Source organism: Christensenella minuta (genome assembly GCF_003628755.1).
GTDB lineage: Bacteria > Bacillota > Clostridia > Christensenellales > Christensenellaceae > Christensenella > Christensenella minuta.
Genome location: NZ_CP029256.1, coordinates 1,438,836 through 1,454,121, shown reverse-complemented (window position 1 = coordinate 1,454,121; position 15,286 = coordinate 1,438,836). Strand labels below are relative to the sequence as shown.

General features: G+C 51.5%; 17 protein-coding genes and 1 tRNA gene. 17 read left to right on the top strand and 1 reads right to left on the bottom strand.

Features of this window, described 5'->3' with window-relative positions; genetic code table 11:
* Positions 1 to 208 precede the first annotated feature (208 nt).
* The 4 genes from B1H56_RS06895 (at position 209) to B1H56_RS06880 (ending at position 2,724) form a co-directional block, all read left to right on the top strand.
* On the top strand, positions 209 to 559 hold the full coding sequence (locus B1H56_RS06895) for an RNA polymerase sigma factor (protein ID WP_082770994.1): 351 nt from the start codon (positions 209 to 211) through the stop codon (positions 557 to 559).
* A 7-nt stretch (positions 560 to 566) separates the two neighbouring features.
* Positions 567 to 800 (top strand): helix-turn-helix domain-containing protein, encoded by a 234-nt coding sequence (locus tag B1H56_RS06890; protein WP_242861813.1) that lies wholly within the window; start codon positions 567 to 569, stop codon positions 798 to 800.
* Positions 801 to 1,108: 308 nt separating this feature from the next.
* Positions 1,109 to 1,444, top strand: coding sequence for a DNA-binding protein (locus B1H56_RS06885; protein ID WP_242861814.1), 336 nt, complete (start codon positions 1,109 to 1,111; stop codon positions 1,442 to 1,444).
* The gene (locus B1H56_RS06880; RefSeq protein WP_066523505.1) at positions 1,444 to 2,724 is read left to right on the top strand and encodes a site-specific integrase; all 1,281 of its coding nucleotides are present in this window, start codon (positions 1,444 to 1,446) and stop codon (positions 2,722 to 2,724) included. Before B1H56_RS06885 ends, B1H56_RS06880 begins: the two co-directional genes overlap by 1 nt.
* 216 nt (positions 2,725 to 2,940) lie before the next feature.
* On the opposite strand, the gene B1H56_RS06875 is transcribed toward B1H56_RS06880, so the two are convergent.
* Positions 2,941 to 3,031: transfer RNA gene (locus B1H56_RS06875), tRNA-Ser, on the bottom strand.
* Positions 3,032 to 3,205: 174 nt separating this feature from the next.
* On the opposite strand from B1H56_RS06875, the gene B1H56_RS06870 reads away from it, so the two are divergent.
* The 13 genes from B1H56_RS06870 (at position 3,206) to B1H56_RS06810 (ending at position 15,141) form a co-directional block, all read left to right on the top strand.
* A complete protein-coding gene (locus B1H56_RS06870) occupies positions 3,206 to 3,616 on the top strand; it encodes a hypothetical protein (protein ID WP_066523504.1) in 411 nt (136 codons plus the stop codon).
* A complete protein-coding gene (tadA, locus tag B1H56_RS06865) occupies positions 3,609 to 4,055 on the top strand; it encodes a tRNA adenosine(34) deaminase TadA (RefSeq protein ID WP_258107093.1) in 447 nt (148 codons plus the stop codon). Before B1H56_RS06870 ends, tadA begins: the two co-directional genes overlap by 8 nt.
* A gap of 10 nt (positions 4,056 to 4,065) precedes the next feature.
* Positions 4,066 to 4,260 carry a DUF6485 family protein gene (locus tag B1H56_RS06860; protein WP_066523503.1) on the top strand — a complete coding sequence of 65 codons (195 nt, stop codon included), beginning with the start codon at positions 4,066 to 4,068 and terminating at the stop codon, positions 4,258 to 4,260.
* A complete protein-coding gene (locus tag B1H56_RS06855) occupies positions 4,257 to 4,763 on the top strand; it encodes a GNAT family N-acetyltransferase (RefSeq protein WP_066523502.1) in 507 nt (168 codons plus the stop codon). Before B1H56_RS06860 ends, B1H56_RS06855 begins: the two co-directional genes overlap by 4 nt.
* Before the next feature lie 11 nt (positions 4,764 to 4,774).
* Entirely contained in the window at positions 4,775 to 5,569 is a 795-nt protein-coding gene (gene purR, locus B1H56_RS06850) for a pur operon repressor (protein WP_066523501.1), read from the top strand.
* Between the two features lie 125 nt (positions 5,570 to 5,694).
* Positions 5,695 to 5,982, top strand: a complete 288-nt coding sequence (gene spoVG / locus B1H56_RS06845; protein ID WP_066523500.1) for a septation regulator SpoVG — start codon at positions 5,695 to 5,697, stop codon at positions 5,980 to 5,982.
* Between the two features lie 117 nt (positions 5,983 to 6,099).
* Positions 6,100 to 7,464 (top strand): bifunctional UDP-N-acetylglucosamine diphosphorylase/glucosamine-1-phosphate N-acetyltransferase GlmU, encoded by a 1,365-nt coding sequence (glmU, locus tag B1H56_RS06840; protein ID WP_066523499.1) that lies wholly within the window; start codon positions 6,100 to 6,102, stop codon positions 7,462 to 7,464.
* A 153-nt stretch (positions 7,465 to 7,617) separates the two neighbouring features.
* The gene (gene pth / locus B1H56_RS06835) at positions 7,618 to 8,175 is read left to right on the top strand and encodes an aminoacyl-tRNA hydrolase (protein ID WP_066523498.1); all 558 of its coding nucleotides are present in this window, start codon (positions 7,618 to 7,620) and stop codon (positions 8,173 to 8,175) included.
* Between the two features lie 23 nt (positions 8,176 to 8,198).
* On the top strand, positions 8,199 to 11,597 hold the full coding sequence (gene mfd, locus B1H56_RS06830; protein WP_066523497.1) for a transcription-repair coupling factor: 3,399 nt from the start codon (positions 8,199 to 8,201) through the stop codon (positions 11,595 to 11,597).
* Positions 11,597 to 11,830, top strand: a complete 234-nt coding sequence (locus tag B1H56_RS06825; protein ID WP_066523496.1) for a hypothetical protein — start codon at positions 11,597 to 11,599, stop codon at positions 11,828 to 11,830. The genes mfd and B1H56_RS06825 overlap by 1 nt, the downstream gene beginning before the upstream one ends.
* A gap of 45 nt (positions 11,831 to 11,875) precedes the next feature.
* Positions 11,876 to 13,090 (top strand): peptidylprolyl isomerase, encoded by a 1,215-nt coding sequence (locus B1H56_RS06820; RefSeq protein ID WP_066523495.1) that lies wholly within the window; start codon positions 11,876 to 11,878, stop codon positions 13,088 to 13,090.
* A 207-nt stretch (positions 13,091 to 13,297) separates the two neighbouring features.
* Entirely contained in the window at positions 13,298 to 14,770 is a 1,473-nt protein-coding gene (gene mazG, locus B1H56_RS06815; RefSeq protein WP_169797777.1) for a nucleoside triphosphate pyrophosphohydrolase, read from the top strand.
* Positions 14,771 to 14,802: 32 nt separating this feature from the next.
* Positions 14,803 to 15,141 (top strand): HU family DNA-binding protein, encoded by a 339-nt coding sequence (locus B1H56_RS06810; RefSeq protein WP_258107099.1) that lies wholly within the window; start codon positions 14,803 to 14,805, stop codon positions 15,139 to 15,141.
* Positions 15,142 to 15,286: the final 145 nt, after the last annotated feature.

Below are 15,286 nucleotides of genomic sequence, written 5' to 3'. Positions count from 1 at the left end.
GGGCGTGTAGACCCAAGAAAGGAGTCGTCAGACCAATTACTCCCCTTATTGTAGCTTAGACTATGGGATGGAAAGGCGTATGGCTGGCTGCCATATCCTATCCATAAATTATTGTAGTAGAAAGGGGGTGATCTTCTGAACCCTCAATCCAGCGACAGGGCGCGGATTCAAGGACAGTTTGATAGCTACTGCAAAAAAGTAATTCGCAATGAAGCACGCAACTATTATCTTGAAAAGAAAGCGTGACCGCGAAATATCTTTAGAAATGCTATCCGAACAGGAGCTTGAACAGATTGCGGCTTTAACGGCTTATGATGAGTATGCGCTTGATGAATATGTGTTTTCCGTTTTGGGAAATGAAATCAAGATAACCGATGAAGTAATAGCCGCCGCACTGAACGCCTTGCCAGAGGATAAGCGCAACATTATTTTGTTGTTCTATTTCCTCGATATGACCGACCGAGAAATTGGGAAACTGTTAAGCCTTATGCGTCGCACGGTCACGAAGCGCAGGGCAAGCACACTAGAAAAACTCAAAAAGATTATAGAGAGGAAGTGAAATTATAGTGGGAAAAGTTGATTGTAGCCTGATTCCATATTCTGTCATTTTGGCTGCAACGGCGGGTGATATTGACGCTATCAACGCCGTGTTAGCGCACTATAAGGGGTACGTTTCCTCTTTAGCTTTTCAGCAACTTTTTGATGAAAACGGTCTGCCTTATTTTTGCGTAAATGAAGAAGTCAAGCGCAGGCTTGAAACAAAACTGATAACCCAAATTCTCAAATTTAAAGCCGCTTAACTCTATGCTCGCGACTGGGTGCGTGTTCCCCTTTCCACGCTTGCCCGGTCGCGGGCTTTTGTTTGCCACTCTACAAGAGCGCACTTATATAGCGCGGTCTTTTAGATTGACATACAGCAGCACATTGACAATTTCATACAAGCAATCAGATACATTCGGTATGCTGGGAGCCAGCCGAAAGGTGCGCCGTGACATGAGCGATTAACACCTTGACGGAAGCAAGCGCAGTCTGCTTGTGCGACGATCAGAAAGCCGTAATAATGATACTCCCGCCCAGCCACAGCTTATCACGCAATGGGGGCGGTTGCATGAGAACCATGCAAGGGGGCAACATAACCCCGTGGAGCTGCCCGACCCGCAGCCGTCTGTTTGCTAAAAAATATAATCGGGGGGTGTTGTGCCTTTTGGTGAAAAAGGATAAAAAGCAGGATATACAACCTTTACCATTTTTTAAAACGGTCGAGCAAATGAGTACCGTTTGCGGTTTGGGAGCAAACAAATTGCGTCAACTCATGGATAAAGGTGAGTTAGAATATTTACCGAATGGAAGTCATCGGCTATTGACGGATAGAGCAATATGGGATTATTACGAAAGAGCAAAGATTTACGCTCATTCAAAAACGAAAGGGGGTGATAATTCATAATGGCTATATCATCAAGAAAAGTAAAGAACAGGAGAAATGCCGAGGGTGTTTTAACGGGAAAACCGGGGACTGTATACGACGTTTACATTAAATATATGACAAACGGAGAACGTAAAACATATGGTAAGCGCGGATTCCCAACAAAGGCACAAGCTGAAAAACACGAAGCCGAAATGAAAGTGAAACTTGAAAAGCCGTCCTATACACCGCTATTGGTAATGAACGGTAAACAGACAGTCAAAGAGTATATGGAGGATTGGGTCGAAAAGCATGGAAAGGCTAACTTGCGGCCCAGCACGTTATACGGATATAGAGGGTATATTAAAAATCATATTGTGCCGTATATTGGTAGTGTTCCGATCAATCAAGTAACAGGTGCTATGCTGGATGACCTTTTCAGTAAGTTATATGCAAAAGGGCTTTCGCATAGTTCGGTTCGTTACACACAACGAATTTTGAGCGTTGCAATGGAACACGCGAGAAAGTATCGTTATATTGAATATAATCCTGCCCGCGATATCATTACCAAATTCGGGAAACATGGAAAAACACCCGACCCATACACAGTTGAGCAGATGCAACTTTTTATGGCAAATACATATGGTACAGAATGGGAAATGTCTGTCATGCTTGGGGGTATGTATGGTCTAAGGCGAAGTGAAATCCTAGGGCTAAGGTGGCGCAATGTTGACTTTGAAAACAAGACGTTTAGCGTAATCGAACAACTCCCTTTCAAAGTGCCACCAAAAACGAATATCATCAAAGAATTTGCCCCGCCAAAATCGCACGGGCGTATATTACCTATCACAGATACAACAATGCAATATTTTTTACGTCAATTTGAGAATCAACAGAAGCAAAAAAAATTGTTGAAAAGTGCAGGACAAGAATATTACGATAATGATTTAGTGGTAAGTAGACCGGACGGCGCGCCATTAAATGCGAGTAGGTTATCGTCCAATTTTGGAAAGGTGTTAGTAAAATTTGATATGCCACATATCCGCTTTCATGATCTTAGACATACGGCGGCAACCAATATGTATCAGCTTACGGGGGATTTTTATTCGGTCGGTGAAATATTGGGACATACTCTAAAGGGTGTAGGAATGACATTGGGAATTTCTTCAAACTTAGAAGCTGTAACAGCACAATATGTTGATGTACGACTTGAAAGAAAACAGACGGTGCTTGAAACTTATCATAATGCGCTGCATATGGAAAAGAGCGAACAAAAGAAAGAAAAGCCTATTGCAAAAGCGAGTAGAGATATGGAGCTTTAAAGAATAAGTTTATATATCCTTGTATAGAATTTCATATGTTACCGTGAGATTTGGGCAACAATCGGGCAACAAAAATGCAAAAATTATGTATGAGATGTATATTAGCAGATGCTCTAAAAACGTAAAATTGGCAAGTTTAGATGTGTGTATTGTAACTGATTATTTATCGGAAGAAAAAAAGAAATCCCGCATAAACCCTTTGCCTATGCGGGATTTTGGCGGAGCGGGTGGGATTTGAACCCACGTACCCTTGCGGATAACGTGATTTCGAGTCACGCGCGTTACGGCCAGACTTCGCTACCGCTCCATACAGTATTATTCAATTATTGTGCATAGTGGACATTATTTCGAGTCGCGCCCGTTATGACCACTTCGATACTCCTCCGTGCGACGGAATTTATTTTACCAAAAAGCGCCGCCAATTGCAATATCATAATGAAATTCGTATAATAAAGAAAAAAGAGCGGAGGAATACAGCGGCTTGAAAAAGTCCCTTCTCGGCATTGTGATTGCGTTATTGCTGGCGTTTAGCGCCTGCTCGCTTACGCCTGCCGATAAATATGATAATTTTATCAATGATCTGGATGCGATCACCCGCCTGCAGACGGGTTTGCAGCAAATGAAAGATGGCGGGCTGACTCTTTATGTAAAGGCGGATATGAAAACGTTGGCGCGTGAGCTCTCGGTGTTCAATACGGAAGACGGGGAAATACGGAAGATCAATGAAAATTTTATCCGTACGGCGCATTCCCTGCGGGAGGGCATGGACGCCGCGGAAGAGGATGAGGCTTCCGCATCCGTTTTTTATGAAGAAGCACGGGATTCTTTCGAAAAAGGCTTCCAGGCATTTTCCTCGCTGGAAACAAGCGGAGGAGGGCGCACTGGTGGATGACGAAAAATGGATGCGCGCCGCGATCGAACAGGCGTTGCTCGCAGAGGAAATGGACGAGGTTCCCATCGGGGCGGTGATCGTGCGGGACGGGGCGCTGATTGCGGCTGCGCATAACACCCGGGAGACGGACAAAAATCCACTTTGCCATGCGGAGGTCAGCGCGATTGCAGAGGCGGCGCAAGCGCTTCGTGGATGGCGGCTCCCCGGATGCACCCTATATGTGACGCTCGAACCCTGCCCGATGTGCGCTGGAGCGGCGATCAATGCACGGATTCCACGCATCGTTTTCGGCGCGTACGATAAAAAGGCAGGGGCCTTTGGGACCTTGTATGACCTCGCCGAAGGGAAACTGAACCATAAGCCGGAAGTTACGGGCGGCGTGCTTGAAGAGGAATGTGCGCAGCTGCTCAGTTCGTATTTCAAAAAAAAGCGTAAATGAGGTGTTTCAAATGGAATGTAAGAAGGAACAAAACAAGACTATGTGCAATTGTTCGTTCCATTGCTCGAAAATGGGTATGTGCTGCGAGTGCGTAAAATACCACAGGGAGCTTGGCCAACTGCCTGCCTGTTATTTTTCGGAGGATGCGGAAGCGACGGGAGACCGCAGCGTACAAGCGTTCCTTCGCGATTGGAATGCGCGATGAAGGCAAAAGCAAAGCTGAAACGCGTGAGCCGTGAACGTGAATTTCTCGCGGTGGCAGACCTTGCGCATACTATTTGGCGGGAGCATTATGCGGGAGTAATATCGGGCGAACAGATCGAATATATGCTGGAGCATTTCCAGTCGGTGCCCGCCATCAAGGAGGCGGACGCCCGGGGCTGCGAATATTACCTGATCCGCGCATTTGGCGTTAATATGGGTTATGCTGCGGTAGAGCCCAACAATCCGCAGGGCAAGATGTTCCTCAGCAAAATCTACCTTCTGGAAGAATACCGTGGAAAAGGATATGCGCGCGATGTGGTAAACGAGGTGCGTGAAATGGCGCGGAGCCTTCGGCTTCGGGCTATCTGGCTCACTGTTGCCAAAAATAATGTTTCCTCTATTGCGGCCTATGAGCATCTTGGTTTTAGAAATACGGAGGATATTTGCAAAGAGATCGGCGGCGGCTTTGTGATGGACGATCACGTCATGGAATTGTCCGTATAGGGAGTGGGAAAATGCAAAACAAAAAGCAAAGGATCGCGGCCATGTGCGCTATCCTCGCAAAAAATCCAAATAAACTCTATTCGCTTAAATTTTTTCAGGAAATGTTTGGCGCCGCGAAATCCAGCCTTTCCGAGGACGCGGCGGTGATTAAACGGGTGTTTTCGGATATGGGAATCGGCCGGGTGGAGACGGTTGCGGGCGCGCACGGTGGAATCCGTTACGTGCCGCAGATGCCCGCGAATGTGCGCATGCTGCTCGTGAAGGAGCTGACGGAGAAGATGCGGGACACCTCGCGTATTTTACCGGGAGGGTATATGTATATCGCGGATTTGTTCTGCACGCCGTATTATGTGGATGGAATGGCGCAGATCATGGCGGAATGGTTCGTGGGTGCGAAGGCGGACTTCATTGTGACGGTCGAGACCAAAGGCATCCCGCTCGCGATGAGCGTCGCGCGCATTTTGAACCTGCCGCTTGCCATTGCGCGGAGAGAGAGCAAGTTGACGGACGGCTCGGTTTTTTCGATCAACTATCTTTCGGGTTCGTCCCGGCGGCTGCAAACAATGTCGCTTTCCAAACGAATGATAAAGGAAGAAACGCGCGCCCTTGTGATCGACGACTTTATCGCAGGCGGCGGCACCGTAAAAGCGATCTGCGACATGCTCGCCGAATTTAGTATCGAGGTGGTGGGCGTGGGCGCCGCCATCGTGAACCGCTATCCGCAAAAAAAACGAATCAACGGATATAAGGCGATCTTTGAACTGGAAGAACTGAGCGAGACTAAAATAGAGATTTCGGCTTGCTGATGCGTTATAGTTGCAATTTTACGCGAAATGTGCTAGATTAAAATTGAGTAAAATCAATGGGGTGGATTTGCTTAGCGCCGCTTCTTAGAGCGGCATGGTCTAACAACAAGGTGGAGGATTGAAGAATGGAAATTACAGATATTCGCATCAGAAAAATTGATGGCACGGGCAAAATGAAGGCGATCGTCTCGGTGACGTTTGACGATATGTTTGTGATCCATGACATGAAGATCATCGAAGGTGCCAGCGGCCTGTTTATTGCGATGCCCAGCAGGAAAACGCCGAGCGGCGAGTATAAAGACATTGCGCACCCGATCAATTCGGATACGCGCGAGATGATCCAGCAGATTATACTTAAAGAATACGAAAACATGCCGGAAGAAGAAATGGCCGCCGCACGCGAAGATTTTTGAGCCCCAGAAACAGGCCCTTCCCTTGGGGAGGGGCCTTTTTTGTTTTGCACAGGAAAGCGCTTTTGTGTATAATAAATAAGGTTAGGCCAAAAAGTTATTTGGGATGGAGAAGCAATTATGAAAGAATGTATGGCGGTGGTCCTCGCTGCGGGCGAGGGTACGCGCATGAAATCGAAGATGCCGAAGGTTCTGCATGAGGCGGCAGGACGCAGTATGCTTGAGTGGGTCGTAAATGCGGTGCGCGGAGTGGATATCAAAAAGTGTACCGTTGTATGCGGCCGGGGAATGGACGAAATAAAAGCGCGCCTTGGCGGCGCGGCCGCTTATGTGGAACAGGAAGAGCGGAGGGGCAGCGGGCACGCGGTGATGTGCGCGGCGCGGGAGTTGGAAAATTTTGATGGATATACGCTTATTATTGCGGGAGACATGCCGCTTTTGCGTGCGGAAACGGTGCGTGCGCTTGTGGATGCGGCGCAGAAGGGCAATTATGCCTGCACGATGCTCACTGCACAACTGGAGAATCCGCATGGATACGGCAGGATCCTGCGCAATGAGCTGGGAGACGTAACGGCCATCGTAGAGGAAAAGGACGCGACGCAGGAACAACGCGAAATTACCGAGGTCAATGCCTCGTGCTACTGTGTAGGTACGCCGTTTTTACTGGAATGCTTAAAGGAAATCAAACCGGCAAACGCGCAGGGGGAATACTATCTTACGGATATCGTTGGCCTGCTGAATGCGAAAGGCGAAAAAGTGGGCGCGTATATTGCGGAGGATGCGCGTGAATGTATGGGCGTGAACGACCGGGCGCAGCTTGCGCAGATATCTGAAATTCTTCGCGAACGGATCCTCGCGCGGCATATGCGTAACGGCATAACGCTGATCGATCCGAAAAACACCTATATTGACGCAGACTGCGAGATCGGGCAGGATACGGTTATCTATCCGAACGTAACCCTCGAGGGGAATACGCGGATCGGCGAAGACGTGATTCTTTATCCCGGTTCGCGCATCAGGGACAGCGTTGTTGGAAACGGCACGCAGGTGCAAAATTCGGTTGTTCTGGAAGCGGAGATCGGTGAGCATTCTACCGTTGGACCCAATGCGTATGTGCGTCCGGGTTCGCATATTGGCAGCCATTGCCGGATCGGGGATTTTGTAGAGATCAAAAATTCGACGATCGGAGACGGAACCAAGGTATCGCATCTTACCTATATCGGGGATTCCGATTTTGGCAAAGGGATCAATGTGGGCTGCGGCGTTGTGGTCGTAAATTATGACGGGAAAAACAAATTCCGTACGTCGGTGGGCGATGATGCGTTTATCGGCTGCAACACCAACCTGATCTCTCCGGTCAGCGTGGGAGAAGGCGTGTATATCGCGGCGGGTTCCACAATCACGGAAGATATTCCGAATAACGCCTTTGCGATCGCGCGAAGCCGCCAGACTATAAAGACAGACTGGAAAGATAAGCGGAAATAAGCGAAATTATTGAGAGGAACGGCGCGCGGAGCAAAGGCGGCAGGAAGCCCCGTACGAGCCCAGTGGGAACGGGTCGTGCGGGGAAAAGGAGCCGCCGCCGAAAGCAAGCAAAGAGGGCGGGCTGCGACGCGTCCCGCAGGTTCGGAGGGATTTATGTATTTTATCGCAGGGCTCGGAAATCCAGGGCTGAAATATAAAAATACGCGGCATAATGCCGGCTTTCAGGTATTGGATATTCTTGCCAAGCGCCACGGCGTTAAATTGAAAGCGACCAAATTTGACGCTCACGCCGGCCAGGGGATGATCGGCAATGAGAAAGTGATGCTGATCCGGCCGACAACGTTTATGAACAACAGCGGCTATGCGGTGGACGGCATCCTCAATTATTATAACGCCGATCTTTCCCAACTGATCGTGCTGTATGACGATATCGACCTTCCCTTTGGTACGCTGCGGATTCGCGAAAAAGGCAGTGCGGGCACGCACAATGGCATGCGTTCGATTCTAGGCTACACCGGATCGGGCGATTTCCCGCGCATCCGGATCGGGATTGGGAAACCGGAAGGGAATCTGATCCAGCACGTGCTTGGGAAATTTGAAAAGGAAAAGCACGGGCAGGCGCAGGAAATGTTCGGCCGTGCAGCCGACGCCTGCGAATGCATCGTGTTGGAAGGCGTTTCAAAAGCGCAGGCAAGGTTTAACGGACCATAATTTAAAGGCGAAGGGAGTATGAATTGAATGACGCGGTAAGTCCGCTGATCGCAAAAAGCGGCGCGTTCCAGGATGTACTGAAATGTATCCGGGGAGGGCAATTGCCCTGCTCGGTTTTTGGCGTCACCCCGCATGCGAAGCCTTATTTTGCGGAAGCCGCCGCAAGGGGCTCGGGGCGGCAGGTATTGTGCGTCACAAATACGGAGCAGGCGGCGCGTGAATACGCGGCGGCGGCGGGCGTGCTCTTCCCGGAAAACGATTATTCTATCCGCGCGGCACAGGCCAAGGGGCGCGAAGAAGAGCTTGTGCGCGTAAAGGTCATGAAAAATGCCGGAATAATAAAAAAGCCAGTGTTCCTTTCGATTCGCGCCTTCCTCGGGAAACTTGTTCCCAAAGAAAAATTTGACGGGACCTGCCTGCTGATTGAGGCGGGCAAGAGCTATGACGGCGAGTTCCTGATGCAGGAGCTCGCGAGAAACGGATATGAACGCGTGGGCACCGTATATTCGCGCGGCGAATTTGCGCGGCGCGGGGAAATACTCGACATTTATCCGCCGGATTCAAAAATGCCCCTGCGCGTTACGTTTTTTGATGATGAGGTGGAGAGCATCCGTACCTTTGACAGTGAAACACAGCGGTCGGCGGGAAAACCGATGGAGGAATACCGACTGCCCCCGGCGCGCGAGGTTGTCCTCGGCGAAGAGGAAAAGGAAAAACTGTCTGCCTATCTCGGAAAACAGGAAAACAAAAGGCTTGCGGACAGCATCATGGCGGATGTGGAGGAATACGGCAGCTTTGAGAATGCCGATACCTTCCTGCCGGTGATGTTTACCCCCGCGTATATCGCGGATTATTTTCCGGATGCGATCCTGATGTTCGACGACTTTGAACGGATATACGGCGAGGCCAAACGCATCCTGACGGAGTTTGCAGACATAGCGGCCCACCTTGTGGCGGAGGGCGAGGCCTTTCCCATACAGGGCGAAAGCATGGGCGAACTGCGGGCGCTCATTCAGAATAAAACAGCGGATGTCATTGATATGGCGGGGACCAAAAATGCGCGGCTTAAGACGGTGAGCGAGGTCGATATGGATATGCACGGGGCGGTGGAATACCGCGGCCGTATAGACCAACTTGTGAGAGACCTCCTGGACCGGAGGGAACACGGATATTCCGTGCGCATGTTCGCGGGAGGCAAGGCGCAGGCGCTTTCTTCCGCCCTCGCGGAGCTGGATGTGATCGCGCCTGTGGAAAAAGCGATGTCTGCGCCGCTTTCTGTCAGCGGGGATTATGTTTCCTATGGGTTCGAGATTCCTTCGGGAAAACTTCTTGTGCTGGGTGCGAATGATATCTATGGCCGCGTGAAAAAAGCGCCCGTCAAAAAGCAGCGCCAGCACGCGGAGGAGGATATTTTCAGCGACCTTTCCCCGGGAGACTTTGTGGTGCATGACGTGCACGGCAAGGGTAAATACCTTGGACTTAAAACGCTAGAGGCGGGCGGGACGGTCGCGGAATATATGGAGATTGAATACCGCGGGGGAGACAAGCTTTATATCCCGACCGCGCAGATCGACCGCGTACAGAAATATATCGGCAGCGAGGACGCGCCGCCCCAGCTTTCCAAGCTCGGCGGACGCGAGTGGGAGGCCGCCAAAACAAAGGCGCGCGAATCGGCCCTGAAGCTTGCCTTCGATCTTGTGGACCTGTATGCACAGCGGTTTGAAAGCAAGGGACACGCCTTCCCGGAGGACACGGTTTGGCAAAATCAGTTCGAGGATTCCTTTGAATATGAGGAGACGGAAGGACAGCTCCAGAGTATCGAGGAGATCAAAAAAGATATGGAATCCCCGCGCGTTATGGACCGGCTGCTCCTCGGCGACGTGGGATACGGCAAAACGGAGGTCGCCATGCGCGCGGCTATGAAGGCTGTAACGGACGGCAAACAGGTGGCGGTACTTGTGCCGACGACGCTGCTTGCCCGGCAGCACCTGAAGACCTTTCGCGAACGGTTCCGCGATTTCCCCGTGACCATCGCGGGCCTGACCCGTTTTTCCAAAGGACGGCACAAGCAGGTGCTCGAAGACCTGAGGCGGGGGAAGATCGATATTATTATCGGCACCCACCGGCTGCTTTCCAATGATGTGAAATTCAATGATCTGGGACTTCTGATCGTGGATGAAGAGCAGCGCTTTGGCGTAACGCACAAAGAGAAGATTAAGCTTTTAAAGCAAAGCGTAGACGTGTTGACCCTTTCGGCAACGCCGATCCCGCGTACGCTCGAAATGTCTTTGGTCGGTATCCGCGATATGAGCACGCTCGATACGCCTCCTTCCATGCGCAAGCAGCCGTATTCCTACGTGATGCGCTATTCGGACGGTCTGCTGCGCGACGCAGTCATGCGCGAGATCGACCGGGGCGGGCAGGCCTACTTCGTGTGCCGCAGGATCAACGAAATGGATCAACTTGTGGCCGACGTGAAACGAAACGTACCCGAAGCCCGGGTCGCGGCGGCGCATGGCCAGATGAGCGAAGCCGAGCTGGAACGCGTGGTCGGCGGGTTTATTGACGGGGAATATGACGTGCTCGTATGCACGACGATCATTGAGAGCGGCATCGACATCCCGAGCGTGAATACGATCATCGTATATGAAGCTGATAAATTCGGCCTTTCCCAGCTTTACCAGTTGAAAGGGAGGGTGGGCCGTTCGGATAAAAACGCCTATGCGTATTTTACCTACCTCGGCGACGGCAGTATGAAGGAAAACGCGGCAAAGCGTATGGCGGCGATCCGCGAGTTTACGCAGCTTGGCAGCGGTTTTAAGATCGCCATGAGAGACCTGCAGATCCGCGGCGCAGGAAACCTGCTCGGGCCGGAGCAGAGCGGGCATATGGCTACCGTAGGATATGCGATGTATTGCAAACTGATGCGCGAAGCGGTTATGACGGCAAAAGGCAGGCATGTGGAAGCGGATTTTGAAACCGCGGTGGAACTCGGCGTGCCGGCCTATATCCCGGACAGCTATATCAGCAACCAGACGGACAAAATGGATATTTACAAGCTGATCTCCAAGATCAAAACGGTGGCGGATGCGAAATCTGCGGCAAAGGAGATCGCCGACCGCTATGGAAAAATTCCGAAAGAGGTCAATAACCTGATCGTTACGGCGGCGGTGAAAAGCTATGCGGCCGCCGCGGGAATCGCCAGCGTGATTAAGAAAGCGGACGGGATCGAGCTCAAGTATTCGGAAACGGTAAACCCGAATGTAAAGAAACTGTTAAAAATGGTGAGCGGACGCGCAAATGATGTTATACTGAGACCGTCGACTCCGCCGGTGCTTGTCTACAGGACGGAGCGGGGATTCGACACGAACGCTTTTCTGGAATTTCTGGGTGGGATTAAGCTGCGCCGCCGGAAAAGCTGATGCCCGCACAGCGGATTTGCATTGCAAATCCACAGGCGTTCTTGTATAATGTAAAAGTTAGCATAAAGGACAGCGGCTTTTGTCCGGCGGGGATTGCCGGGAATCTGTCCGCTTTGCAGGCGCGCGTCGTGTGCGCGGCAGTGCAAAGCATCCCGCGGAAACAGCCTTTGACAGCAGAACGCCGGGAAGAGGATACGGTTCGCGCTTCAAAGCGCTGCGGGGGTGCGTTCTAAAATTGTGTATTTATTGGGAAAGGAACAATAGCAAATATGAATCGAATGAAAAAAATCATGGTTACGGCAGTGTGCGCGGTTTTATGTGTTGCGCTCGCATCGTGCTCCATGGTATCGGTCAACGAAGATAAGGACCGCGCACAGGTCGTGGCGGAGGTGAACGGAACGCAGATCACCAAGGGAGAGGTGCTCGATCAGGTCGATATGAATCTCGCCGTCTACGGTATGACGCGTGAGCAGTTTGCGGAACAATACGGCTCGGACCAGTTCACGGCCATGAAGGAAGATATGCTGAACCAGTTCGTGAAGAGCGAGCTTTTGTACCAGCACGCGCAGGCGGACGGCCTCGTTGAGGATTCGGAAGACGTACGGGCGGAAAAACGGCAGGGCATCGAAGATACGCTGGCAAGCCTCCGTTCGGGCATTGAAGAGACGGCAAATGCCGACGATACGATTACGGATAAGGAAGCTTATATCGAAGAACAGTATGCAAAATATTCCGAGCTGTACGGATATGGCGATATCGATAAAGCGGTAGAAGATTCGATCAAGACGGACGCGATCAACGCGGAAGTGGAGAAACTGAATAATGAAGTGAGCTATTCCGAAGAGGAAGCGAAAACATATTACGACGAACTGATGGAAACGCAGAAACCCGCGATCGACGAGGACGCAACGGCTTATACGACGTATAAAAATTCCGGTACGGTAGTCTATGAGCCGCAGGGTGCGCGGTATATTAAAAACCTGTTGATCGGCCTTCCCGACGACGTACAAAGCGAGATCAAAACGCTGCGTCAGGATGGGGACGACGAAGGGGCGGATGCAAAGCTTGAAGAAGAGCTGGCCAAGATCAAAGCCGACGCGGATGCGGCGCTTACGCGCGCGCAGGCCGGTGAAGACTTTGACGCGCTGATTGAGGAATTGGGTTCGGATTCCGGTATGACCGTGGAACCGGCCAAGACCAAGGGATACCTCGTATTCCCAGGCTCGGGTATGGTGGAAGAGTTCGAGACGGCGGCAATGGCGCTCCCGTCCGTAGGCTCGCTTTCAGACCTCGTCGCTACGGATTATGGATACCATATCCTCCAGTATACGAGCGAAGGCGGCGGCGAGGTGCCGTTTGACGACGTGAAAGACAGCATCATCAGCACCAAGCTGAACGAGGCGCAGACGGCCTATCAGGAAGAAACGATCAAGAAATGGCAGGACGAGGAGAACATCAAGACCTATCCTGACCGGCTTTCCACCTTTGCGTAATTAAGCGGATAAAATCAAAGGACCGTACGGTTTGTACGGTCCTTTTTTGTAGGAAATATCGTCCGGCGCTTTGTTAGGACCGCGGCCTGCGGTGCGGACCGGCTTTTGCAGCTCGGCCCGTCTATCAGATTTAAAGGTGCAAGCGGAACCAGTCCCGCCGTCCCGGTTGCAAAGCAGGCGGAAAGCGGATATAATTTTGAGATGTCAATGAATGGAAAGAGTGGAACGGTGATGGATTTACAGATTGTGGAGCTTGTGCCCGAGGCGGACATGCTGCCCCTGCGCGCGGCCAGGGCGATCCGGGAAGCGGATACTGTTATCCTGCAGAGCGAACGCGCGGAATGCGCGGGGCAAATTCGGGAATGGAACCAAAGTATCGTCACGCTGGACGACCTGTTTGAGACGGCGGAAGATTTTGACGCGCTGTATACTGCGGGCGCCCAGCGCATCGCGCAGGCGGCAGGCGGGAAGGCCGTCTTCTGCCTGCTGGGAGACGCGGGAACGAACGGCTTTATTCAAGAGCTTTTGCGGCTGGGGATAGAACCGGACTATATCTCCTGCGGGAGTGCGGCCGCAGCAGCGCTTACCGCGGCGCACGGGATTTTTTCGTTTGATGAATATAGCGTTTTCAGCGCGCGGGACCTGGAGGGAGCAATTTTTGATACCACGGGAGCGCTTGTTATTACAGGCGTGGATAACGCTTATTCCGCGGAGGGAGTAAAATGCGCTCTGGCGGAATACTATGCGGAAGATACTGAGGGACTGCTTTATGCGGGCGGCAGCTCCGCACCGGTAAAACTTTACGACCTTGACCGGAATGTGGAGCTGGGCACGGGCGGAATATTTGTGCTGCCCCCCGTACCTTTCTATGAAAAAGAGCGGTACGGCCTTTACGACCTTGTGCGTGTGATGAAAGTGCTGCGCGGGGAAAACGGCTGCCCGTGGGACCGCGAGCAGACGCATGAAAGCCTGCGCCAGTATATTCTGGAAGAGGCGTATGAAGCGGTGGACGCAATTGACGCGGACGATATCTGCGCGCTGTACGACGAACTCGGCGACGTGTTCCTACAGGTCGTTTTTCACGCGGAAGTAGCGCGGCAATGCGGCGAATTTGATATCGACGACGTAGCGACGGCGGTGTGCAAAAAGATGATCCACCGTCATCCGCATATTTTCGGAGACGGAAAAGCGGATACGGCAAAAGAAGTGGTAACCAACTGGGAAGCGATCAAACGCAGGGAAAAGAACAACGAGACGTTCGTTTCCGTACTGCGGGACGTACCGCGCTCCATGGGGGCGATGATGCGGGCCTATAAGCTGCAGAAAAAGGCGGCGGCGGTTGGATTCGACTGGAGCGGTGCCAAAGAGGCGCTTCCCAAGGTGGAGGAAGAGCTCGCCGAGTGGAAGGTGGAGCTGCACGGCGGAACGAAAGACGCAATGGAGGACGAGGCGGGGGACCTGCTGTTTGCCATCATCAACGTTCTGCGCCTGATGAAGACCAATCCGGAGCTTTGCCTTAACAAAACGTGCGAAAAGTTTATTGAACGGCTGGCGTTTATGGAAGAACACGCGGAAAAGGAACTCAGCGAACTCACCCTGCCCGAGCTTGACTGTTTATGGGAACGGGCAAAGCATGAAAAAGCGGATAAAATAGGCAAAAATGCTGAAAAAATGGGTTGATTTATGCCTCTGATTGTATTATAATCATCACAGTGTCAAACCGCGCGGAGTGGCCTCCGCCCGGAAATTTACTAAAAAATCTCAAGGAGGGTAAAGTTTTGAATAAGACTGAACTCGTAGCTGCTATCGCGGCAAAGGCCGGAATTTCCAAGAAGGATGCAGACGCTGCTCTGAGCGCATTTGCGGACAGCATCATCGCAGAGATCAAAAAGGGCGGAAAAGTACAGATTGTTGGCTTCGGTACGTTCGAGGCGAGAAAGCGCGCTGCAAGAACGGGCATCAACCCGCAGACGAAGGAGCAGATCAAGATCGCTGCTTCCACAGTTCCTGCTTTCAAAGCCGGCAAAGCTTTCAAAGATGCTGTAAAATAAGCTGAGAATGCAAACGGGGCATCCGGTCTGGATGCCTTTTTTGTTGCACGAAAACAATGGGAAGCCGGCGTTTTCCTTTTTGCTATTCCCGGGCCGTTTTATCTGCGGCGGAATATGGTTTTAACAATTTGTAAATTTGGACCGG

Bases quoted from the DNA above. Each gene is read 5' to 3' on its own strand.
- pth (WP_066523498.1), top strand. From the start codon at position 7,618: ATGTATTTTATCGCAGGGCTCGGAAATCCAGGGCTGAAATATAAAAAT.
- B1H56_RS06880 (WP_066523505.1), top strand. From the start codon at position 1,444: ATGGCTATATCATCAAGAAAAGTAAAGAACAGGAGAAATGCCGAGGGT.
- spoVG (WP_066523500.1), top strand. From the start codon at position 5,695: ATGGAAATTACAGATATTCGCATCAGAAAAATTGATGGCACGGGCAAA.
- glmU (WP_066523499.1), top strand. From the start codon at position 6,100: ATGAAAGAATGTATGGCGGTGGTCCTCGCTGCGGGCGAGGGTACGCGC.
- B1H56_RS06860 (WP_066523503.1), top strand. From the start codon at position 4,066: ATGGAATGTAAGAAGGAACAAAACAAGACTATGTGCAATTGTTCGTTC.
- purR (WP_066523501.1), top strand. From the start codon at position 4,775: ATGCAAAACAAAAAGCAAAGGATCGCGGCCATGTGCGCTATCCTCGCA.
- B1H56_RS06820 (WP_066523495.1), top strand. From the start codon at position 11,876: ATGAAAAAAATCATGGTTACGGCAGTGTGCGCGGTTTTATGTGTTGCG.
- B1H56_RS06895 (WP_082770994.1), top strand. From the start codon at position 209: ATGAAGCACGCAACTATTATCTTGAAAAGAAAGCGTGACCGCGAAATA.
- mazG (WP_169797777.1), top strand. From the start codon at position 13,298: ATGAATGGAAAGAGTGGAACGGTGATGGATTTACAGATTGTGGAGCTT.
- B1H56_RS06885 (WP_242861814.1), top strand. From the start codon at position 1,109: ATGAGAACCATGCAAGGGGGCAACATAACCCCGTGGAGCTGCCCGACC.
- B1H56_RS06855 (WP_066523502.1), top strand. From the start codon at position 4,257: ATGAAGGCAAAAGCAAAGCTGAAACGCGTGAGCCGTGAACGTGAATTT.
- B1H56_RS06825 (WP_066523496.1), top strand. From the start codon at position 11,597: ATGCCCGCACAGCGGATTTGCATTGCAAATCCACAGGCGTTCTTGTAT.